19 protein-coding genes and 1 riboswitch are annotated in these 21,525 nt (G+C 71.0%); of the genes, 4 read left to right on the top strand and 15 right to left on the bottom strand.

The window, feature by feature from the left end; genetic code table 11:
• A complete protein-coding gene (locus AQJ58_RS05195) occupies positions 1-441 on the bottom strand; it encodes an SRPBCC family protein (RefSeq protein ID WP_067245134.1) in 441 nt (146 codons plus the stop codon).
• Positions 442-554: 113 nt separating this feature from the next.
• Positions 555-1,310 (bottom strand): metallophosphoesterase family protein, encoded by a 756-nt coding sequence (locus tag AQJ58_RS05190; protein WP_067245133.1) that lies wholly within the window; start codon positions 1,308-1,310, stop codon positions 555-557.
• Between the two features lie 336 nt (positions 1,311-1,646).
• Here AQJ58_RS05190 and AQJ58_RS05185 point away from each other — a divergent pair, with 336 nt between their 5' ends.
• Positions 1,647-3,443 (top strand): AMP-dependent synthetase/ligase, encoded by a 1,797-nt coding sequence (locus tag AQJ58_RS05185; RefSeq protein WP_067245131.1) that lies wholly within the window; start codon positions 1,647-1,649, stop codon positions 3,441-3,443.
• 56 nt (positions 3,444-3,499) lie between these two features.
• Here AQJ58_RS05185 and AQJ58_RS05180 read toward each other — a convergent pair whose 3' ends face one another.
• Positions 3,500-5,080 carry a GMC oxidoreductase gene (locus tag AQJ58_RS05180; protein ID WP_067245129.1) on the bottom strand — a complete coding sequence of 527 codons (1,581 nt, stop codon included), beginning with the start codon at positions 5,078-5,080 and terminating at the stop codon, positions 3,500-3,502.
• A 104-nt stretch (positions 5,081-5,184) separates the two neighbouring features.
• Positions 5,185-6,327 (bottom strand): glycosyltransferase family 4 protein, encoded by a 1,143-nt coding sequence (locus tag AQJ58_RS05175; RefSeq protein WP_067245127.1) that lies wholly within the window; start codon positions 6,325-6,327, stop codon positions 5,185-5,187.
• Positions 6,328-6,469: 142 nt separating this feature from the next.
• On the opposite strand from AQJ58_RS05175, the gene AQJ58_RS05170 reads away from it, so the two are divergent.
• Positions 6,470-7,714 carry a glycosyltransferase 87 family protein gene (locus AQJ58_RS05170; protein ID WP_067245125.1) on the top strand — a complete coding sequence of 415 codons (1,245 nt, stop codon included), beginning with the start codon at positions 6,470-6,472 and terminating at the stop codon, positions 7,712-7,714.
• Between the two features lie 70 nt (positions 7,715-7,784).
• Here AQJ58_RS05170 and AQJ58_RS05165 read toward each other — a convergent pair whose 3' ends face one another.
• The 5 genes from AQJ58_RS05165 to AQJ58_RS05145 all read right to left on the bottom strand — a co-directional run bounded on the left by AQJ58_RS05165 (position 7,785) and on the right by AQJ58_RS05145 (position 13,156).
• Positions 7,785-9,008: a Cif family virulence factor gene (locus AQJ58_RS05165; protein WP_067245123.1), complete on the bottom strand. Its 1,224-nt coding sequence runs from the start codon at positions 9,006-9,008 to the stop codon at positions 7,785-7,787.
• 39 nt (positions 9,009-9,047) lie between these two features.
• Positions 9,048-10,070, bottom strand: a complete 1,023-nt coding sequence (locus AQJ58_RS05160; protein ID WP_067245121.1) for a C40 family peptidase — start codon at positions 10,068-10,070, stop codon at positions 9,048-9,050.
• 212 nt (positions 10,071-10,282) lie between these two features.
• Positions 10,283-11,323 (bottom strand): C40 family peptidase, encoded by a 1,041-nt coding sequence (locus AQJ58_RS05155; RefSeq protein WP_067245119.1) that lies wholly within the window; start codon positions 11,321-11,323, stop codon positions 10,283-10,285.
• A gap of 212 nt (positions 11,324-11,535) precedes the next feature.
• Positions 11,536-12,879: an NYN domain-containing protein gene (locus AQJ58_RS05150; RefSeq protein WP_067245118.1), complete on the bottom strand. Its 1,344-nt coding sequence runs from the start codon at positions 12,877-12,879 to the stop codon at positions 11,536-11,538.
• A gap of 37 nt (positions 12,880-12,916) precedes the next feature.
• Complete coding sequence (locus AQJ58_RS05145) at positions 12,917-13,156, bottom strand: hypothetical protein (RefSeq protein ID WP_055541554.1); 240 nt, start codon at positions 13,154-13,156, stop codon at positions 12,917-12,919.
• Between the two features lie 163 nt (positions 13,157-13,319).
• Between AQJ58_RS05145 and AQJ58_RS05140 the strand changes: the two genes are divergently transcribed.
• Both AQJ58_RS05140 and AQJ58_RS05135 read left to right on the top strand, forming a co-directional pair.
• Positions 13,320-14,054, top strand: coding sequence for a rhomboid family intramembrane serine protease (locus tag AQJ58_RS05140; protein ID WP_067245116.1), 735 nt, complete (start codon positions 13,320-13,322; stop codon positions 14,052-14,054).
• On the top strand, positions 14,051-14,332 hold the full coding sequence (locus AQJ58_RS05135; protein ID WP_067245114.1) for an Lrp/AsnC family transcriptional regulator: 282 nt from the start codon (positions 14,051-14,053) through the stop codon (positions 14,330-14,332). Before AQJ58_RS05140 ends, AQJ58_RS05135 begins: the two co-directional genes overlap by 4 nt.
• 33 nt (positions 14,333-14,365) lie before the next feature.
• On the opposite strand, the gene AQJ58_RS05130 is transcribed toward AQJ58_RS05135, so the two are convergent.
• The 6 genes from AQJ58_RS05130 to AQJ58_RS05105 form a co-directional block, all read right to left on the bottom strand.
• Entirely contained in the window at positions 14,366-15,736 is a 1,371-nt protein-coding gene (locus AQJ58_RS05130) for an aminotransferase class V-fold PLP-dependent enzyme (protein ID WP_067245112.1), read from the bottom strand.
• 165 nt (positions 15,737-15,901) lie between these two features.
• A riboswitch (SAM riboswitch) is annotated at positions 15,902-16,018 on the bottom strand.
• A 73-nt stretch (positions 16,019-16,091) separates the two neighbouring features.
• Positions 16,092-17,156, bottom strand: coding sequence for an anthranilate phosphoribosyltransferase (gene trpD, locus AQJ58_RS05125; RefSeq protein WP_067245110.1), 1,065 nt, complete (start codon positions 17,154-17,156; stop codon positions 16,092-16,094).
• A 120-nt stretch (positions 17,157-17,276) separates the two neighbouring features.
• Complete coding sequence (locus tag AQJ58_RS05120; RefSeq protein WP_067245109.1) at positions 17,277-18,914, bottom strand: cytochrome bc1 complex cytochrome b subunit; 1,638 nt, start codon at positions 18,912-18,914, stop codon at positions 17,277-17,279.
• Positions 18,911-19,972, bottom strand: a complete 1,062-nt coding sequence (locus AQJ58_RS05115) for a cytochrome bc1 complex Rieske iron-sulfur subunit (protein ID WP_067245107.1) — start codon at positions 19,970-19,972, stop codon at positions 18,911-18,913. The genes AQJ58_RS05120 and AQJ58_RS05115 overlap by 4 nt, the downstream gene beginning before the upstream one ends.
• The gene (locus AQJ58_RS05110; RefSeq protein WP_067245105.1) at positions 19,969-20,781 is read right to left on the bottom strand and encodes a cytochrome bc1 complex diheme cytochrome c subunit; all 813 of its coding nucleotides are present in this window, start codon (positions 20,779-20,781) and stop codon (positions 19,969-19,971) included. The genes AQJ58_RS05115 and AQJ58_RS05110 overlap by 4 nt, the downstream gene beginning before the upstream one ends.
• Before the next feature lie 61 nt (positions 20,782-20,842).
• A complete protein-coding gene (locus AQJ58_RS05105; protein WP_067245103.1) occupies positions 20,843-21,463 on the bottom strand; it encodes an aa3-type cytochrome oxidase subunit III in 621 nt (206 codons plus the stop codon).
• Between the last annotated feature and the right edge of the window lie 62 nt (positions 21,464-21,525).

Genomic DNA, 21,525 nt, shown 5'->3' with positions numbered 1-21,525 from the left:
CTACTTGCCGGACTCGACCCGCTTCTTCAGGCCGGCCAGCGCCCGGTCGATGATGACCTTCTCGGCCTTGCGCTTGATCATCCCGAGCATGGGGATCTTGACGTCGACGGTCAGCTGGTAGGTGACCTCGGTGGCGCCCGCACCGGCCGGCCTCAGGAGGTAGGACCCGTCGAGCTGGCGGAGCATCTGGGACTTCACCAGCGTCCAGGACACCTCGTGCTCCCCGGTCCAGGTGTACCCCAGCACCTGGTCGTCCTTGATCGCGCCGGCGTCCATGACGAGCCGCACCTGCTCGGCGCGGCCCCGGGCGTCCTCCTTGAGGACCTCCGCCTGCTTCACCTCGCCGGTCCAGTCGGGGTAGCGGGCGAAGTCCGCGATCACGGCCATGACGTCGGCCGGTGCCGCCTCGATCGTGATGCTCGAACTGGTGTGTTCCGCCATCGCCGTGACTCCTCCGGATACGGGCCCGTAAAGGTACGTGTGTGCAGCGTGAAGGCTACCGCGCGCCCGGCCTGCCGCCTTCACCCCGCCTCGTGATCAGGTCGCCGCGCCCGTCACCACTCCAGCGCCCACGGCTTGCCGCTCCCCGCGAAGTGCCCGACGTTGACGCACTCGGTGGCGCCGATCCGCATCCGGCGGGCCAGCGGCTGGTGGACGTGTCCGAAGAGGGAGTAGCGGGGGCGGGTGCGGTGGATCGCGTCCAGCAGGGCGCGGCTGCCGCGTTCGAAGCGGCGCGCGACGGTGTCGTAGACGAGTTCGGGGACCTCGGGCGGGATGTGGGTGCAGAGCACGTCGACCTCGCCGACGGCCTCGATCTTCGCGGCGTACTCCTCGTCGCTGATCTCGTACGGCGTGCGCATGGCCGTGCGGAGCCCGCCGCCGACGAAGCCGAAGACCCGGCCGCCGATCTCCACCCGTTCGCCGTCCAGGACGGTGGTGCCGGGGCCGGCGAACTCGGGCCAGAGCTGGGGCATGTCGACGTTGCCGTAGGTGGCGTACGTCGGGGTGGGGAAGGCGGCGAACATCTCGCCGTACTGCTTGCGCACCGCCTTCTCGATGACGTCGGCCCGCTCGCCGTCCACGCCGCTCCACAGCCGGCGGCCGAGTTCGCGGGCCTCCTCGAAGCGGCGGGCGGTGCGCAGCTCGACGAGCCGGTCGGCGTTCTCGACGCCGAAGAGGTCGGGGAAGATCCCGCGGGAGTGGTCGGCGTAGTCGAGGAAGAGGACGAGGTCGCCCAGACAGATCAGCGCGTCCGCGCCCTCCCCGGCCCGGGCCAGGTCACGGGCGTTGCCGTGCACGTCACTGACCACGTGGATGCGTGTCCTGCGGTTACCGGCGGGTGTGGAGGCCATGGCGATCAAGGGTAGGCCTGCGCGGCAGGAGTGAACAGTGCCGACCGAAATAGCGGTTACTGGCCAGTCAGTAAAGGGGTGGACTACTGTGCGCGAGGAAACCCCAATCTGTGTGACGCAGCGAACATCTCGGTCGGCCCCCCTGTCGAAGACGCCATACCGGCGGGTAACGTCCGGGCAGTCCAGTCGTGCTCAGGATTTCAACGATCGAGGTCCGAGCACCGCCCGAGCCGTGGACCGCACCGTCGCATCACACAACGTCGTGGCGCCGGCGCCCTATGAGGAGCAGCAGTCTTGCGCGAGTTCAGCCTTCCGGCTATGTACGAGGTCCCCGCGGACGGCAATCTGACCGACATCGTCCGCAGAAACGCCGCGCAGCACCCCGATGTCGCCGTCATCGCCCGCAAGGTGGGCGGTGCCTGGCAGGACGTGACCGCGACGGCCTTCCTGGCCGAGGTGAAGGCCGCCGCCAAGGGCCTGATCGCCTCCGGTGTGCAGCCGGGCGACCGGGTCGCCCTGATGTCGCGGACCCGCTACGAGTGGACGCTGCTGGACTTCGCGATCTGGTGCGCGGGCGCGGTGACCGTGCCGGTGTACGAGACCAGCTCGGCCGAGCAGGTGCAGTGGATCCTCTCCGACTCGGGCGCCACCGCGATGATCGTCGAGCTGGACGCGCACACGGCCGCCGTCGAGTCGGTGCGCGGGACGCTGCCGGCGCTCAAGCACGTCTGGCAGATCGAGGGCGGGGGTGTGGAGGAGCTCGGGCGGCTCGGCCAGGACGTCTCCGACGCCACCGTCGAGGAGCGCGGCTCGCTCGCCAAGGCGGACGACCCGGCCACCATCGTCTACACCTCGGGCACGACCGGCCGGCCCAAGGGCTGTGTGCTCACCCACCGCAGCTTCTTCGCCGAGTGCGGGAACGTGGTGGAGCGGCTGCGTCCGCTGTTCCGCACGGGCGAGTGCAGTGTGCTGCTCTTCCTGCCGCTCGCGCACGTCTTCGGCCGGCTGGTGCAGATCGCCCCGATGATGGCGCCGATCAGGCTGGGCACGGTCCCGGACATCAAGAACCTCACCGACGAGCTGGCCTCCTTCCGGCCGACGCTGATCCTCGGTGTGCCGCGCGTCTTCGAGAAGGTCTACAACTCGGCGCGGGCCAAGGCGCAGGCGGACGGCAAGGGCGCGATCTTCGACAAGGCGGCGGACACCGCGATCGCCTACAGCCGGGCGCTGGACCTGCCCTCGGGGCCGTCCCTCGGTCTGAAGATCAAGCACAAGGTGTTCGACCGGCTGGTCTACAGCAAGCTGCGGGCGGTGCTGGGCGGCCGGGGCGAGTACGCGATCTCGGGCGGTGCGCCGCTCGGCGAACGGCTCGGTCACTTCTTCCGCGGCATCGGCTTCACGGTCCTGGAGGGCTACGGTCTGACCGAGTCCTGCGCGGCGACCGCGTTCAACCCCTGGGACCGGCAGAAGATCGGTACGGTCGGGCAGCCGCTGCCGGGTTCGGTGGTGCGGATCGCCGACGACGGCGAGGTGCTGCTGCACGGCGAGCACCTGTTCAAGGAGTACTGGAACAACCCCGCGGCGACCGCCGAGGCGCTGGCGGACGGCTGGTTCCACACCGGGGACGTGGGCACCCTCGACGAGGACGGCTACCTCAGGATCACCGGCCGCAAGAAGGAGATCATCGTCACCGCGGGCGGCAAGAACGTCGCCCCGGCGGTGATCGAGGACCGGATCCGGGCGCACGCGCTGGTCGCGGAGTGCATGGTGGTGGGCGACGGGCGGCCGTTCGTGGGCGCGCTGGTCACCATCGACGAGGAGTTCCTCGGCCGCTGGGCCGCCGAGCACGGCAAGCCGGCGGGGTCCACCGCGGCGTCGCTGCACCAGGACGCGGACCTGCTGGCCGCGATCCAGTCGGCGGTCGACGACGGCAACGCCGCGGTGTCGAAGGCGGAATCGGTGCGGAAGTTCCGCATTCTCTCCTCCCAGTTCACGGAGGACTCGGGTCATCTGACGCCGTCGCTGAAGCTCAAGCGCAACGTCGTGGCGAAGGACTTCGCGGCGGAGATCGAGGCGATCTACGCCAAGTAGAACGCCGAGCGGTACGCCGAGCAGTCCGGCGGACAGGAGTCACACGAGCAGCACGATCACGGCGCGGTGTCCTCGGCGAGGACCCGCGCCATCGTGCGTTCGGCGAGCGCGGTGATGGTGACGAACGGGTTGACGCCGATGTTGCCCGGCACCAGCGAGCCGTCGGTGACGTAGAGCCTGGAATACCCCTTCACACGCCCGTAGTCGTCGGTGGACCTGCCCAGCACACAGCCGCCGAGCGGATGGTAGGTGAAGTCGTCGGCGAAGATCTTGCTGGGCGAGCCGAAGAGGTCGTACCGGTAGATCGTCGCGTTGGCGGAGTTGATCCGGTCGAACAGCTTCTTCGCCATGCTCACGGAGACCGCGCTCTGGGCGGCGCTCCAGTTCAGCCTGAGCGCGCCGTTGTCCCAGGAGAAGGCGGCCCGCTCGGGGTTCTTGGTGATCGCCAGATAGAGGCTGACCCAGTGCTCCAGGCCGGTCGGCAGCGGGGCGATCTCGGCGAAGACGGGGTTGTCGGCGTTGGCCCAGTCGTCGATGCCCATGACCGGCATGGTCGACTGGTTGGCGCCGACCGTGTCCCACAGGTGGTTGGCCCGGCCGAGCATCACGTTGCCGTTGGTGCCCCAGCCGGTGCCGACGCTGGCGTCCAGCGCCGGGAGCGCCCCCGTCTGCCGGGCCCGGACCAGGAGTTCGCTGGTGCCGAGGCTGCCCGCGCCGAGGAACAGATAGGTGCAGCCGTACTGCTTGGTCTCGACGACGGCGCCGGTGTCGTCGATGCGCTGGGCGGTCAGCAGCCAGGTGCCGTCGCCCGCCCGGCTGATCCCGGTGACCTTCTCCATGGTGTGGACGGTCACCTTGCCGGTGCCGAGCGCGGACGCCAGATACGTCTTGTCGAGGCTCTTCTTGCCGTAGTTGTTGCCGTAGATGACCTCCTGTCCGAGGGCCGACCTGGTGGCGGTGCCGGCGGCCTCGCGCTGCATGTAGCCGAAGTCGTAGACGCTGGGCACGAAGGTGGTCTTCAGACCGGTGGTGGCGGCGGCCTTCCGGGAGGTGCGGCTGAACCGGTACCACTCGGTCGACTCGAACCAGGCAGGGTCGACGCTGTTGACGCCGAGCATGGCGCGGGCGCGCGGGTAGTACGTGCTGTACATCTCGGTGACGTCGACGGTCGGGAACTGCTCGGCGAAGTAGGACTGGAGCGGGGTGACCGCCATCGAGCCGTTGACCAGGGAGCCGCCGCCGACCCCGCGGCCCACGAAGACGGACATGTGGTCGAAGTGCACCCGGTCCAGGACGCCCGGGTAGGGGCTGATGTCCCGGTTGACGACGTCCAGCCAGAGGAAGCTGGCCAGCGGCGCCTCGGTGCGGGTCTTGAACCACATGGCGCGCTGGTCGGGGGCGGCGGTGTTGCAGAAGATCTTGCCGTCGGCGCCGGCGGTGTTCCAGAGCCGGCCCATCTCGAGGACGAGCGTGCGGATGCCGGCCTGGCCGAGGCGCAGGGCGGCGACGGCGGCTCCGTAGCCGGAGCCGACGACGATCGCGGGTGCGGACTCGACCGCGGCGGGCTCGTCCGCACGGGCCGACTGCAGGCCGATGCGGGTGAAGCCGAGGGTGGCCGCCGTCTGGAGGGCGGCCATACCAAGGATTTGACGTCTCGTCAGCTGATGCTGCATCAGTTTGGCTGTCATGTGCGCAGCATCAGCGGATTTCCGCCGTCCGGCTAGAGCAAAAGGGGAAAAGTCTAGAGCAAGGTTTTCAGCTTCTCCGCGAGCAGGTCCCAGCGCCACTTCTCCTCCACCCAGCGCCGCCCCCGCTCCCCCATGCGGCGGCGCAGCTCGGCGTCCCCGAGGAGGGCGACGATCCGCTCGGCGGTCTCGGCCGGGGAACCGCCCCGCACGACCCAGCCCGTCTCGCCGTCGAGCACGGCGTCGGGCGCCCCGCCGGAGTCCCCGGCGACCACGGGCAGCCCGGTGGCGGACGCCTCCAGGTAGACGATCCCGAGGCCCTCGACGTCCAGTCCGCCGCGCCGGGTCCGGCAGGGCATCGCGAAGACGTCCCCGGCCCCGTAGTGCGCGGGCAGCTCGCTCCAGGGCACCGGCCCGGTGAACCGCACCGAGGCGCCGACCCCGGTCTGACGGGCCAGCCGGCGCAGGTCCTTCTCGTACGGCCCGCCGCCGACGATCAGCAGCACGGCGTCCGGCTCGGCGGCGAGGATCCGGGGCAGGGCGAGGATCAGCGTGTCCTGGCCCTTGCGCGGCACCAGCCGCGAGACGCAGACGACCACCGGCCGGTCGGTCAGCCCGAGCCGCGCCCGCACCTCGTCGCCGCCCGAGCCCGGGTGGAAGGTCTTCTCGTCGACGCCCGGCGGCAGCTGCACCATCCGCCCGGCCGCCGCCGGGCTCAGCGCGGTCGCTATCCGCGAGCGCGTGTACTCGCCCAGATAGGTGAGGGTGTCCGTGGCGTCCCCGATCCGGCCCAGCAGCTGCCGGGCGGCGGGCAGCTGCGCCCAGCCGGCCTCGTGCCCGTGGGTGGTGGCGATCAGCCGCTCGGCGCCGGCCCCGCGCAGCGCGGGCGCCATCAGTCCGAGCGGCGCGGCGGCCCCGAACCACACCGACGTGCACCCGTGCTCCCGCAGCAGGGCTGCGGCCCGCCGGGTCGCCCCGGGGGTCGGCAGCAGCATCGTCGTGGAGTCCCGTACGACGGTGAAGGGCTGCTCGGCGTCGAAGGCGGCGGTCGCCTCGGCGCCCTCCCGGCCCCGCTTCCAGGTGGAGGCGTACACGACGAGCCGGCCGGGGTCGAGCCGGAGGGCCATGTTGTGCAGGAACGCCTGGATACCACCGGGACGGGGCGGAAAGTCGTTCGTCACGATCAGGGTCTTGTGCATCGGGGCCGACCCTACCCAAACGCCGCTCACAGCCGCGCCCGGCCGCGCCTCACAGGCGACGGGGGGGATCATGGGCGCAGGGGGACGGACAGTCCCGCACAGACCAGTACACACCCCGCAGAGAACAACGGGACGGACACCGGTGGAGATCACGGAGGCGAGACGGCCGCTCGTCCGGCTGCTGGCGACCTGGGGCGCGACCCGGCTCGTGCTGCTGCTGTTCGTCTTCCGGGTGCTCCTGTTCCCGGGCCCGGACGTGACGACCGACGTGTCGTCCATCTACCAGGGCTGGTACGAGGTGCTGCGCACCGGGAGCTTCCCGTCGGCGGACGTCACCTGGCAGTACCCGCCCGCCGCCGCCCTCGCGATCCTCTCCCCCGCCCTGCTGCCGTTCCTCGGCTACGCGCAGGCGTTCTTCGTCCTGGCCTTCCTGGCCGACCTGGCCGTCCTGGTGCTGCTGCTGCACGCGGGCCTGCGTCCCCGCCGCTCGCCGCGCGGCGCCCGGCTGTGGGTGGCGGGCCTGCCGCTGCTCGGCCCGACCGTCTACGCCCGCTACGACGTGATGGTCACCGCGGTCGCCGTGGCGGCCCTCCTCGCGGGCGTGCGGCACCCCCGGGCGATGGGCACGCTCACCGGCTTCGCCGCGCTGCTGAAGGTGTGGCCGGTGCTGCTGCTGGCGGGCGCCGTGCGGCGCCGGGCGTGGGGCGCGGCGGCGCTGACGGCAGCCGCGCTGTCGGGCCTGTTCGCGGTGCTGATGCCGGGCGCCTTCGCCTTCCTCGCCTTCCAGCGCGACCGGGGCACCGAGGTGGAGTCGCTCGGCGCCCTCGTCCTCCAGGTGGCCCGGCAGTTCGGCTGGCGGGGGCGGGTGCTGCTGAACTACGGCTCGGTGGAGTTCCTCGGCCCGTACGTGTCCGTGGTGAGCGAGGTGGCGCTGTTCCTGACGGCCCTCGCGTTCGGCTGGCTGCTGCTGTGGCGGCTGACGGCCCGCCGGATCGCGCCGCACACCCCGGCCGACGCCGCGTTCACGGCCGTCCTGCTGTTCACGGTGACCAGCCGGGTGATCAGCCCGCAGTACCTGGTGTGGCTGGTGGGCCTGGCCGCGGTCTGCCTGTGCTCCCGCGCGACCGCGATGACCGGCCCCGCTGTGCTGGTCCTGGCGGCGTCCGCGGTGACCGTGCTGGAGTTCCCGGTGTACTTCGCGGACGTCGTCGCCGGCACGCCCCTCGGGGTGACCCTGCTGGTCGTGCGCAACGGCCTGCTGCTGGCCGCCGCGCTCACGGCCGCCGTACGGCTGTGGCGCTCGACCGGGGCGGGGCGCGCGCCGGATGCGGATCCCGTGCCGGACCGGGCAGGCCGTACGGGCGAGACGGCCCCGGCCGCTCCCTGACACACGCGCCCGGCCCCCCGTCGCCCGGCCCCAGGCCCTCGGATCCAGGCGCCCGGACCCACGCGCTCGCTCAGCCGAGCTGCGCCCGCAGATACGCCTGCCAGTGCGCGGTCAGCTCCGGCAGGGACACCCCCAGCACGCTCCGCAGCGCCCCCTCGACCGCCCCGGCGCGCTCCTGGTGCGCCCCGACGGCCCGGTAGAACGCGTCCAGCTTCACCTCGCCCCACCGCCCGGCGATCATGCGGCAGGCCAGCCAGCCGCCCTCGTAGGCCCGGGCCAGCCGGTCCGGGTCGCCGGAGAAGCCGAAGTCGGCGTCGGTGGGCAGCGCGGCCGGGAGACGCCCCCCGGTGACCGCGCCGCGCAGCTCGGGCGCGACCTCGCGCGGGGTGCGCCCGGCGTCGCGGTAGCCGACCCAGTCGGCGTACCCCTCCGAGAGCCACAGCGGGGTGGCTGCGTCGGTGTGGGCGCGGGTGGCCACATGGGTGGTCTCGTGCGTGAGGACGACCTGCCGGCCGAGCGCGCCGAGCAGGGCGTACGCGTCGGGGTTGACCACCACCCGGTCGGCCGGGAACCGCGAGCGGCCGTCGGCCCCGCCGCCGGTCTCGCCGGTCGTCACCGCGGCGATGCCCCGGTAGGAGGCGGCGGGCGAGCCGAGCAGCGCCGCCATGCCGTCCAGCGACTTCGGTACGAGGACCACGACGTGCCCCGCCCAGTCGGTACCCCAGGCCGCCGACACCGACGGGACGGCGTCGTCGGCGAGGTCGGCGAAGGCCCGCAGCCGCGCCGCGGTCTGTCCGGTGCCCAGCACCAGGCTGTGCTCACCGCGCACCGCGGTCACCGTGCCCTGGTCCCACAGCTGCTCGGCCGCCTTCTGCGCGGGCCGCTCGGAGGTCACGCGCCAGCGCCCGCCCGCGTCCCGGGCCAGCCGCAGGGTGCGGGCGACGGTGACCGGGGCGCCGTCGTAGTCGCGGACGCGATAGCTCAGCTCGGCGCCGGCGGTCAGCGTGTCGCCGTCCCGGCGCACCGAGGTCACCCGGTACGCCCAGGCGGCGAGCGGTACGGTCCGCAGCCGCGCGTAGTCCGCGCGGGCGCCGGTGGCGGCGTAGGCGTCGGCGTCGTGGCGCAGGACGGCCGCCGCCCGCCGGTCCAGCAGGCGCTGCACCTCGGCGCGGGAGGTGCCGGTGGCGGGCCCGCCGCCGCAGCCGACCAGGAAGGGGCCGGCGAGGAAGAGGCCGACGAGCAGCAGACACAGACCCGGGACCCCGGATCCGCGCACCCGCCCACGACCAGCCATCCTCCCGATCGTACGGCCGTCCCCGGGAGGGGACCGCGGTCAGGGCCGTGTCACCGAGGACACCGGCATCATCCCGACCGGGTCGTAACGCACCGGCGCGCCCGGGTAGGGCGCGTGGATGACCTGGCCGTTGCCGGCGTACATGCCGACATGGCTGGCGTCGGAGCGGTAGGTGACGATGTCGCCCGGCCGGGCCTCGGAGAGCGGGACGCGGTGCCCGGTGTGCGCCTGGGCCTGCGAGGTGCGTGGCAGGGCCACCCCGGCCTGCGCGTACGACCACTGCATCAGGCCCGAGCAGTCGAAGCCGGTGGGTCCGTTGGCGCCCCAGACGTACGGCCTGCCGAGGGCGGAGCGGGCGGCGGCGAGGGCGGCGGCCGCACGGCCCGAGGCGGGGACGGCGCCGGTGAGGCCGGGCAGGCCAGAGCGGCCGGAACGGGAGGCCCGGTCGTAGGCGGCGCGCTCGGCGGCCGGCAGGGCGTCGAGGAGCCGGCGGGCGCGGGCGAGCTTGCGCTCGACGGTCCGCTTGTGACCGGCGACGGCCTTGCGGCTCCTCTCCAGCTCGGCGAGCTGCCCGGCGGCCTCGGTGCGCTCCTGGGCCAGGTCGCGCAGCGCGGCCTGGAGCTCCCTGAGCTCGCCCGCCTGGTGGGCGGAGATCCGGTTCAGGACGGACGCCTTGTCCAGGTAGTCGGCCGGGTCGTCGGAGAACAGCAGTGCCAGGGACGGGTCGAGCCCGCCGGAGCGGTACTGGGCGCCGGCCAGCGAGCCGAGCTGCTCGCGCAGATCGTTGATGTGACCCTGCTGGCGGGCGATCCGGTCCTGGGCGTGGCGCAGCTGCCGGCGCAGGGCCTCGGCACGCTCACCGGCCTTGTTGAAGGCCTCGGTGGCCTGCTCCGCCTCCTCGTAGAGGCGGTCCACCTCCGATCGGGTGTCGTCGTGCGGCGTGGCCGAGGCCGGTACGGCGGTCAGGGCGCCGAGGGCGGCGGCCGCGGCGGACAGCACACCGAGGGCGCTGACGGCGCCCCGGTCGAACCCGGACGGTGCAAGGCGGCGATGGGACCCCACGGGAAGCCGCGCTCCTTCCACTGGCGGACGAAACGCGGCAGACAGTAGCCCCGTGTCAGGGGGGCGGCCAAAGACCTTCGCGGGCACACACCGTGACGCCCCGCCGCTGACGCAGGTCACCGGCGGGGCGCGGGGTCACTTCGGGTTGCCGTAATTCGCCCGTTCGGGCGGTGCCGTGTCCTGATCTTGGAAGGACCGGGGCTCCGGACGGCTCAGACGCGGACGCCCCACATGAAGGGGCCGCCGATGGTGTCCATCGACTCGTAGCGGACGACCGTGCCGGTGCGCGGCGCGTGCAGGATCTGGCCGTTGCCCGCGTACAGGCCCACGTGGTGCAGGTCGTTGAAGAAGAACACCAGGTCGCCGACCTTGAGGTCGCCGACGGAGTAGATCTTGGTGCCGTAGCTGGACTGCGCCTCGGAGGTGCGCGGGATGGAGACGCCGGCCTGGGCGTAGGCCCAGGAGGTGAGCCCCGAGCAGTCGAACGAGGAGGGGCCGGAGGCGCCGTAGACGTACGGCGAGCCGATCTTGGACTGGGCGGCCGAGAAGGCGGCGGCGGCGCGGCCGGAGGCGCTCCCGGTGTCACCGAGGTCGACACGGTCGGCGGAGGAGCGGCTGGCGCGCGCGTCCGCGGCGGCCAACGCGGCCTTGTCCTTGGCGGTGAGGGTGTTGAGCAGCTTCTGCGCCTGGGCGAGCTTGCTCTGGACGGCCTTCTTCTGCTTGGCCAGCTCGGCGCGGGTGGCCGAGAGGTCCTTGAGCTTGTCGGCGGCCTCGGAGCGCTCCTGCGCGAGCTCGCGCTGCTTCTCCTGGATCTTTTTCAGCGCCTCGACCTGCTGGGCGCTGAGCTGGTCGGCGGTGGACGCCTTGTCCAGGTAGTCGTCCGGGTTGGAGGACAGGAAGAGCTGGAGGGAGGAGTCGATGGTGCCCGTGCGGTACTGGGCGGCGGCCGCCAGGCCTATGGAGTCGCGCAGCTCGTTGAGCTCCTCCTGGCCGCGGGCGACGTTGTCCTGGATGGTGGAGATCTCCTTCTGGAGCTTCTCCTGCTTCTCCTCGGCCCCGTTGAGCTTCTCGGTGGCCTGCTCCGTCTCCTCGTAGAGCTTGTCGACCTTGGTCTTCACCTCGTCCTTGCTGAGCTTCTCGCTGGGGGCCGCGTTGGCGGCCTGGGAGCTCAGCACGACGGCAGCGGCGGCTGCGGTGGTCAGCACGGTCACGCGGGCGCGGGACTGCTGCTTCGGTCGACGGTGGGACGCCACGGAGACGGGCTCCTTCTTTTGAGTGATCACCCGTGTGGAGGTTCGAGCACCAGACCTTAGTGACCTCGCCGTGATCAGTTCAAATCCCCAGCCACAAAAATCACGTCACGCAACGCAGTTTTTTCACGTAACTCACGTGGCGTGATGCGCGCTTGACCCTACGTTGCGTGACGATCCCGCCAATTCGGGCATTAAACCTGCACCTTCGGTTTTCAGGACAGTCGCTTGAGAAGCATCGCGGAAGCCACAGGTCGGGCACCCGCCTTCGCCACCCCGTCGGCGACCTCGCGGTCGGTCGAGGCGACGATGACCGGTCTGCCCGGAGGCTCGGCCCGCACCAGCTGGCGGATGAGTTCGTCGGCGGTGACCCCCGCCTTGGAGAACAGCACCCGCACCCCGCGCGGCGGCGCCAGCAGCACCGGAGCGGCCAGTTCGGCCCCGTCGAAGACACAGGTGACCTCGGCGCCGGTCTGGGCGGCGAGCGCCGAGAGCTGCCCGAGCAGCCGCAGCCGCTGCTTCTCCAACGGCATCTGCGGATAGCCGGTCTTGGTCACGTTGTAGCCGTCGACGACCAGATGCGCCTGGGGCAGGGCCAGCAACTGGTCCAAAATGGCCGGATCGTGCTCCGAGAGGGCGCGCGCCGCGATGTCCTTCGGGGTCATTCGCCCCGGTTCGACCGCATCGACCGTTTCCGCCGGGCGGACCGACACCGGCGGCAACGCCAGCTCCCTGCGCAGCCCTTGGGCGGCGTCCAGGACGGTGTCCAGCAGCAGCCGCAGCCGCATGTCCTCGACGCTGCGCCCCTCGCGGGCCGCCCGCCGGCTGGCCTCCAGGGCCGCCTCGGCCTCCCCGAGGCGCGCCTTGAGCCGCCGGCTCTCGCTCTCGGCGGCGGACACCTGGGCCTGCCCCTCGGCGCGTACGGCCTCGATCTCGCCCTGCACCTTGCGCAGGGCCGCCTCGCCGCGCTTGACGTCACTGAGGGCCGAACGCAGCTTGCGGTGCAGCGATTCCGCGTCCTTCTTGGCGGCCTCCAGCTCGGCGCGCAGCCGCTCGGTGTCCGCACGGGTCTGCTCACGGGCCTGCGCCAGCTCCTCGCGCAGCCGCTCCAGCTCCGCCCGGCTCTCCTCGTCGGCCCGCTCGGCGTCCGCCCGCTGGGCCTCCTCGCCGGCCGCCGTCACCAGCTTCACCCAGCCGGGGGGCCGCAGCACATAGGCCGCGGCCGCCACATCGAGCGGATCCGCGGCCGGGGTCGGCGAGCCGGAGTCCAGGGCGCCGGACAGCTCCGGCTGGGCGTCTCTGAACTTCTCGGCGATACGCTGCCGGAACAGCGGATCCGTCTCCAGCGCGGCCGCCATCGCGTTGCCCGCGAACTTCGCCCGGCGATTCGGGGCGAAGCGGGCGTACTGCCGCAACTGGGCCGGCAGTTCGGCGACGGTCAGGCCGCCGAAGCCGTCGGAGACGATCTGCACGACCCGGCGGCGCACGCCGTCGGGCAGCGGACGGTCGAGCATCTCGGCGGCGCCGTCGCCCGGCCCCCCGCCTGCGCTCTCCACCATCCGTCACACCCCAATACCTGTACGGGGACGACTCCGCTCAGGAGCCGGCGCCCGGCCGATCCACGAGTTCCACCTGATCCACGGCGTTGCACCAGCGGCACCGCACCGACTCGATGGTCTCACTGACCACCTCGCGCTCCTCCACCTTCGGCTCCCCGGCGAGATCGAGGTGCACGTACTCGACGACCTTCGACGAGCGCGTCACGTCGAACCTGGTCAGGTTGCCGCAGAGGGTGCAGCGCCACCGCGTGGTCGCGGTCGGCAGGGGAACCGTCATCGTGACTGTCCTTCTAGTGTCGGTCTTCCAGCGGGGTCGCGCCGGAGGCTCCCCGCTGTGCATGGCTCGTAACCCTACGGCCTGGCGGGTACTCGCCGCCCATCCGTCCGCGACCGCGAGGCGGAGCGGTCCGTTCTGCCCTGTTACGTCATGCTCTGTAGCCATGATCGGCAACTGGAGCGCGACCGTCCGCAAGGCGCTGCGCGGCCCCTGCGCGCCGGTGACGTACGGGCTGATCGCCGTGTGCTGTCTGGTCTTCGTGATCGGCCCGGCCTCGGGGCTCGATCCGGCGTACGGCACCGGGGAGGGGCTCATGGCCGCCCAGCGGGCCTATTTCCGCCGCTGGGGCGTGGTCCCGGTGGAACTCTTCGCGGGCTCGGCGCGCGCCGTCCTGACCCCCGCCACGGCCCTCTTCGTCCACGGCAGCTGGGTGCACCTGCTGGGCAACATGCTCTTCCTGTACGTCTTCGGGGCGATGACCGAGCAGCGGATGGGCCGCGTCGAGTTCACCCTCCTCTACCTCTTCTGCGGCTGTCTCGCCCTGCTCGGGTACGCGGCCGCCCACGCCGGGTCCCCGCAGTCGCTGGTGGGGGCCTCCGGGGCGATCTCGGCGGTCCTGGGCGCCTTCCTGTACCTGTTCCCGCGGGCCCGGGTGACCAGCCTGCTGCCGTTCCTGTTCTTCCTGCCGCTGCGGTTCCCGGCGTGGGTGGTGCTGCCGTTCTGGGCGGCGCTCCAGTGGATCGCCGTGGGGCAGGCGGCCCAGGGGCCCGGCGTGGCGTACCTGGCGCACCTGGTGGGCTTCGGCCTGGGGTTCGCCTACGCGTGGGCGCGTTTCGGCCGTACGACTAGAGTGAGGGCCGCCCCAGTCCCGGCTCCCGAGGGAGAGAACCAGCCGTGATCACCGCGATCGTCCTCATCAAGACCAGCGTGGACCGGATCCCCGAGATCGCCGAGCGGATCGCGGCGCTGGACTCCGTGAGCGAGGTGTTCTCCGTGACCGGGACGTACGACCTGATCGCCATGGTCCGGGTGCAGCAGCACGAGGACCTCGCGGAGGTCATCCCGGGCAGCATCAGCAAGATCCCCGGCGTCGAGGCCACGGACACCCACGTGGCGTTCCGTACGTACTCCCAGCACGACCTGGAGGCGGCGTTCGCGATCGGCCTGGACTCCTGACCGGCTGAACCCCGCCCCCGGCGGGACGACGCCTCACAGCGCCGGGACGCAGCGGCCGTCCTCCGTGCGGTACGTCCACTTCGGGCCCTCGCTCACCAGCTCGCGGACCGCCGCGACGAAGCGGTCCACGTGCTCGTCGGGGGTGCCGGCGCCGAAGCTCACCCGGATGGCGTTGAGGGACTTCTCGCCGGGGGCCGCCTCGGGGGCACCGCACTCGCCCTGGGCCTGGGGCTCGCTGCCCAGCAGGGTGCGGACCAGGGGGTGGGCGCAGAAGAGGCCGTCGCGGACGCCGATGCCGTACTCCGCGGAGAGGGCCGCGGCGAAGTGGGAGCTGTTCCAGCCCTCCACGACGAAGGAGATCACGCCGACCCGCGGGGCGTCGTCGCCGAACAGGGACAGGATCCTGACCTGCGGGACCTCGGCGAGGCCCGCGCGCACCCGGGCGATCAGGTGCTGCTCACGGGCGACGAGGGTGTCGAAGCCGGCCTCCGTGAGGGCCTTGCAGGCCGAGGCGATGGAGTAGGCGCCGATCACGTTCGGGGAGCCGGCCTCGTGGCGCGCCGCGGTCTCGTGCCACTCCACGTCCACTCCCCCGTCCTCCCGCCGGGTGACCTTGCGGCTGGCGCCGCCGCCCGCGAGGTAGGGGTCGGCCGCCCGGAGCCAGTCGGCGCGTCCGGCCAGCACGCCGGAGCCGAACGGGGCGTACAGCTTGTGCCCGGAGAAGGCCACGTAGTCGACGTCCAGGTCGCGGACGGACACCGGGTGGTGCGGGGCGAGCTGGGCCGCGTCCAGGACGATCCGGGCACCGTGCGCGTGGGCGGCGGCCGCCAGCTCGCGCACGGGCCACAGCTCGCCGGTGACGTTGGAGGCGCCGGTCACGCAGACCAGGGCCGGACCGTGCGGGTCACGGGCGGCGAGGGCCCGCTCCAGGGTCTCGACGGCCTGCTGCGGGGTGCGCGGGGCGTCCAGGTAGGTGACCCGGGCGTCCTTCCAGGGCAGCAGGCTCGCGTGGTGCTCGGTCTCGAAGACGAAGACCTGACAGCCGGCCGGCAGGGCGGCGGCCAGCAGGTTCAGGGAGTCGGTGGTGGAGCGGGTGAAGACGAGCTGGTCGTCCTCGCGGCAGTCCAGGAACGCGGTGACCGTGCGGCGGGCGTTCTCGAAGAGGTCCGTGGAGAGCTGGGAGAGGTAGCCGGCGCCGCGGTGGACGCTGCCGTAGTACGGGGCGTAGGCCGCCACGTCGTCCCAGACGCGCTGGAGGGCGGGGGCGCTGGCGGCGTAGTCGAGCGCCGCGTAGGTGACCTCGCCGCCGGTGACGAGCGGGACGGTGACATCCCTGCCGAGAACGGGCAGCTCCTGCGAAAGGTCACCAACGGGGCGGACGGTGGCAGCGCTGGAGACAGACATGGCGAACTCCTGTGAAGGGCAAGCGGAATCACCGTGCGAGCCGCTACGGCTCGAGCACGGGGAAAAGTGAAAGGGGGTGTGCGGAGGCGGGGCTCGGCGCCCTAACGCATTCGCTTGCTCACAGAAGGCTCCCTCGACGACCAGGACCCCTGGTGTTTCGCGAGGGGTCCGCGCTTGCCGTAGACCTCGCTGCCCACGGCCTGGTCTTCACCCGGGGCACCCCGCCACGGACGGAGGGTTGCCGGACAGTCGGCCGGGGCCTCATGACTGTCACTCATGACCTGGTACAGGAACGTACGGGAAGTGATCGCGGTCCCGCAACTCGTGTCCGCATGGCGGGACCGCGCTCCACACCCTAGACGCGGGTGGCGGCCACCCAGCGGTCCAGGGCCCGCTTGGCGGCGCCCGAGTCGATGGACTCGGCCGCGCGGTCCATACCGGCGCGGATCTGCTCCGCGAGGGTGCCCGGGCCCGGCTCCACGGCGACCAGGGCCGCCGCCGAGTTCAGCAGCACGGCGTCCCGCACGGGGCCCTGCTCGCCCTCCAGCAGGCGGCGGGCGACCTCCGCGTTGTACGACGGGTCGCCGCCCCGCAGGGCCTCCACCGGTACCAGCTCGATGCCGACGTCCCGCGGGTCGAAGACCTCCTCGGTGACCTTGCCGTCGCGTACCACCCACACCCGAGAGGTGGCGGTGGTGGTCAGCTCGTCGAGGCCGTCGTCGCCCCGGAACACCAGCGAGGAGTGGCCGCGCTCGGCGAAGACGCCCGCGACGACCGGGGCCATGCGCGGGTCCGCGACGCCGACCGCCTGGGCCCGCACCCGGGCCGGGTTGGTCAGCGGGCCGAGGATGTTGAAGACCGTGCGGATGCCCAACTGGCCGCGCGCGGCACCCGCGTGACGCAGCGCCGGATGGAACTTGATGGCGAAGCAGAAGGTGATCCCGGCCTCCCGGGCCACCTCGGCCACGCGCGCCGGGGTCAGCTCCAGATTGACGCCCAGCTTCTCCAGCACGTCCGAGGCGCCGGAGGCGGAGGACGCGGCCCGGTTGCCGTGCTTGACGACGGTGGCGCCGCTGCCGGCGACCACGATCGCCGACATGGTGGAGATGTTGACGGTCTTGGCGCCGTCGCCGCCGGTGCCGACGATGTCGACGGTCCGGCCCGGCACCTCGATCGTGTTGGCGTGCTCGTACATCGTCCGCACGAGCCCGTTGATCTCCTCGACGGTCTCGCCCTTGGCCCGCAGCGCCACCACGAACCCGGCGATCTGCGCGTCCGTCGCCTCCCCCCGCATGATCCGGTCCATCGCCCAGGCGGTGGCGTCGGCGCTCTGGTCACGGCCGTAGAGCAGGGCGTTCAGCACGTCGGGCCAGGAACGGCCCGCCGCGGTGTCGCCTCCAGCGGGGGTCACAGCGCTCATAGCCGCTCCTGGGTGTCGTAGAACCATGTGGGGCCACCTTATCCAGGTCAGGACACGGCGAAGGGCCCCGTCCGCACACCGGACGGGGCCCTTCACACACGGCGTGGCGACGCCGGACGATCAGTGGTGGCCGTGGCCGCTCGTGATCTCCTTGTACTCCTCGACGGTCGGCTTCGGGATCTGCTGGTCCTCGCCGAAGTACGCGCCGCTGATCTTGGCACGCAGCTTCTCGGACCGCTTGATCTTGCGCTCGACGCCGTTCTCGTCGACCGCCGGGCCGACCGCGGCCGGCTCGTACTGCTCGTGCGCCGTGAGGGTGAAGAGCTGCTCCTGGCTGAGCGGCTCGTGGACCTCGATGAACTCACCGTGCGGCAGGCGCTTGATGGTGCCGGTCTCGCGACCGTGCAGCACCTTGTCCTTGTCGCGGCGCTGGAGGCCGAGGCAGATGCGCTTGGTGAGGATGTACGCGATGACCGGTCCGACGAAGAAGAAGATCCGGACGAACCAGGTGATCGAGTTGATCGACAGGTGGAAGTGGGTGGCCCACAGGTCGTTGCCACCGCCGACCAGCGTGATCATGTACATCGTGACCCAGGCGACGCCGAGCGCGGTGCGCGTGGGGGCGTTGCGCGGACGGTCCAGGATGTGGTGCTCGCGCTTGTCGCCGGTGACCCACGACTCGATGAACGGGTACAGCGCCATCGCCGCGAGGACGACACCGAACAGGACCAGCGGGATGAAGACGCCCAGGACCAGTGTGTGGCCCCAGAGGTTGACCTCCCAGCCCGGCATGAAGCGGATCAGACCCTCGGCGAAGCCCATGTACCAGTCGGGCTGGGCGCCGGTGGACACCTGGTCCGGACGGTAGGGGCCGAAGACCCACACCGGGTTGATCTGCGCGAGCGCCGCGATGGCCGCGATCGTGCCGAAGACCAGGAAGAAGAAGCCGCCCGCCTTGGCCATGTACACCGGCAGCAGGGGCATGCCGACGACGTTCTTGTTGCTCTTGCCGGGGCCCGCGAACTGCGTGTGCTTGTGGTAGAAGACCAGGATCAGGTGCCCCACCACCAGGCCGAGCATGATGCCCGGCAGCAGCAGGATGTGGATCGAGTAGAACCGCGCCACGAAGTCGTGGCCCGGGAACTCGCCGCCGAAGAGGAACATCGAGATGTACGTGCCGACGATCGGCATCGACAGGATCGCGCCCTCGGTGAAGCGGACACCGGTGCCGGAGAGCAGGTCGTCCGGGAGCGAGTAACCGGTGAAGCCGGTGAACATGCCCAGGACGAACAGCAGGAAGCCGAACAGCCAGTTGATCTCACGCGGCTTGCGGAACGCGCCCGTGAAGAACACACGCATCATGTGCACGAACATGCCGGCGAGGAAGATCAGCGCCGACCAGTGGTGGATCTGCCGGATCAGCAGACCACCGCGCACGTCGAAGGAGATGTGCATGGTCGAGTTGAACGCCTCGGACATCAGCTGTCCCTGCAACGGGACATAGCTGCCGTGGTACTCCACCTCGTTCATCGACGGGTGGAAGAACAGCGTCAGGTACACACCCGTGAGGATGATGATGATGAAGCTGTACAGGCACACTTCGCCCAACATGAACGACCAGTGGTCGGGGAAGATCTTGCGCATGTTGGCCTTGGCGAGGGAGTAGATCCCCAGCCGGCCGTCGGCCCAGTCGGCGATCCGCTCGCCGGCCGGTGCCTTCCCGCGGTCGCGGGACTGTGCGTTCTCGTTGGTGCTCATCCGCGCTCCCAGAAGGCAGGACCGACGGGCTCTTCGAAGTCGCCGAGCGCCTCGAGGTAGCCCTCGTCGTTCACGCCGATGCGCAGCTGCGGCAGGGCGTGACCGGCCGGGCCGAAGATGACCTTGGCGCCGTCGGAGAGGTCGAAGGTGGACTGGTGGCAGGGGCACAGCACGTGGTGCGTCTGCTGCTCGTACAGCGAGATCGGGCAGCCGACGTGGGTGCAGATCTTCGAGTAGGCCACGATGCCCTGGTGGGACCACTCGAGTTCCTGCTTGTCCTTGATGTCCTCCGGCTGGAGCCGGACGATCATCAGGGCCGCCTTGGCGATCTCGTTCTGGAAGTCCTCGTCGTGCTCCTCCAGGCCGCCGGGCTTGGCGAAGGTGAGCGAACCGACGGCCACGTCCGAGGGACGCAGCGGCTCGTTCGTGTTCATGTTGACGAGGAGCTTGCCCTTGGCCCACAGCGTGTGGCGCAGCTTGTCCTCGGGCAGCGGACCGAGGTCGCGCAGCAGCATGACACCGGAGAGCGGCACCAGGGCGAGCGCGCCGAACATCGTGGTGCGGATCAGCTTGCGACGGCCGATCACCGACTCCTTGGCACCCTGCCGGAAGTCCGCGTGGACCTTGGCGCGGACCTCGGGCTCGGCCGCGATCGGGTGACGCTCGTCGGCGACCTCGACGTCGGACATCAGCGTGCGGGCCCAGTGGACCGCGCCAGCGCCGATGGTGAACAGCGCCGTGCCGAGGGTCAGACCCAGCGCGAAGTTCAGCGCGCTGATGTGCCCGATCGGGAAGACGAAGATCGACTTGTCGATCGGGATCGCCACGTACGAGACGATGAAGCCGACGGTGGCGAGCATCGACACCGTGAACAGCAGGGCGACCGCGCGCTCGGACCGCTTGGCGGCCCGCTCGTCGATGTCCTGGATGCGGTGCTCGTGGGGCGGCAGTCCGGGGTCGGCGAACGGGTTCTTCTCGTCCGCGACGGCTACCCCACCGTGGCCGTGGCTGTCCTGCTCAGCGGGCAGGTTCTCTTCTGGAATGTCTTGGCTACTCATGACTTCTTGGCCTTTGCGGTCCGAGCGGCGACCCAGACGGCGACCGCGATCAACGCACCGAGACCGAAGATCCACGCGAAGAGACCCTCGCTGACCGGGCCGAGGCCGCCCAGGTCGAGACCGCCCGGGTTCACCGTCTCGTCGCCGTCGATCGCGTTCAGGTACGCGATGATGTCCTTCTTGTTCTGCTCGGTGAGCGTGGTGTCCGGGAAGGACGGCATGTTCTGCGGGCCGGTCTGCATGGCCTCGTAGATGTGCTTCGGGGACACGCCGTCGAGCGGCGGTGCGAACTTGCCGTGGGTCAGGGCACCGCCCTTGCCGCCGGTCGTGTGGCACTGCGCGCAGTTGGTGCGGAACAGCTCGCCGCCCTTGGCGATGTCGGCGTCCTGCGTGCCGTACTCGGCATCGGTCGGGACGTTCGGACCCGCGCCGAGCGAGGCGATGTAGGCGGCCATCTGGTCGATCTGGGCCTGGGTGTAGATGACCTTCTTCCGCGGCACCTGGGCACCCTGGGAGGTCGCGGCGGGCATACGCCCGGTGCCGACCTGGAAGTCGACGGCGGCGGCGCCGACGCCGACCAGGCTCGGGCCGTCGGAGCTGCCCTGACCCTTGGTGCCGTGGCAGCTGGCGCAGCCTACGGCGAAGAGCTTCTTGCCCTCGTCGATGGCCAGGGACTGGGCGGTTTCATCTGCCTGCGCCTTGCTCGCGGGCGCGAACGCGGCGTACAGCCCCCCCGTGCACGCCAGCGCGAGGAGTAGGACGACGAGCGCCGCCAGCGGATGGCGTCGTCGTGCGGAGAGCTTTTTCACGGATTACCCCGGTGTCAGGATCTTCTGCGTCGATGCTTGCGTATGCGGGAACGGGCCCGTGCTACTTGATCATGTAGATCGTGGCGAAGAGGCCGATCCAGACGACATCGACGAAGTGCCAGTAGTAGGACACGACGATCGCGGCGGTCGCCTGCTCGTGGGTGAACCTCTTGGCCGCGTAGGTACGTCCCAGGACCAGCAGGAAGGCGATGAGACCGCCCGTCACGTGCAGTCCGTGGAAGCCGGTGGTCAGGTAGAAGACCGAGCCGTACGGGCCGGAGGAGAGCGAGAGCCCGTCCCTCTTCACCAGCTCGGTGTACTCGTAGATCTGACCGCCGACGAAGATCGCACCCATGATGAACGTAACGATGAACCAGCCCCGGAGCTTCTTCACGTCACCGCGCTCGGCGGCGAAGACGCCGAGCTGGCAGGTGAGGGAGGAGAGCACCAGGATCGTGGTGTTCGTCGCCGAGAACGGGAAGTTCAGGAACTCGGCCTGACTCTTCCAGTACTCGGTACCCGTCACCGATCGCAGGGTGAAGTACATCGCGAAGAGGGCCGCGAAGAACATCAGCTCGGAACTCAGCCAGATGATGGTTCCGACGCTGGTGAGGTTCGGCCGATTGACCGACGGGTGCGCGTGCCCGGTTTCTACTGTCGTTGCTGTCGCCACGACCGACATTATGTCGGTCGCTTATCCCGCCCTCACTCCGGGGGGTGCCGTTCGGAGTGTTAGCAGGCCGG

This window comes from Streptomyces sp. DSM 15324 (genome assembly GCF_001514285.1).
Taxonomy (GTDB): domain Bacteria; phylum Actinomycetota; class Actinomycetes; order Streptomycetales; family Streptomycetaceae; genus Streptomyces.
Note: the sequence above shows the minus strand (reverse complement) of the source record. Positions and strands in the feature narration are given on the sequence as shown.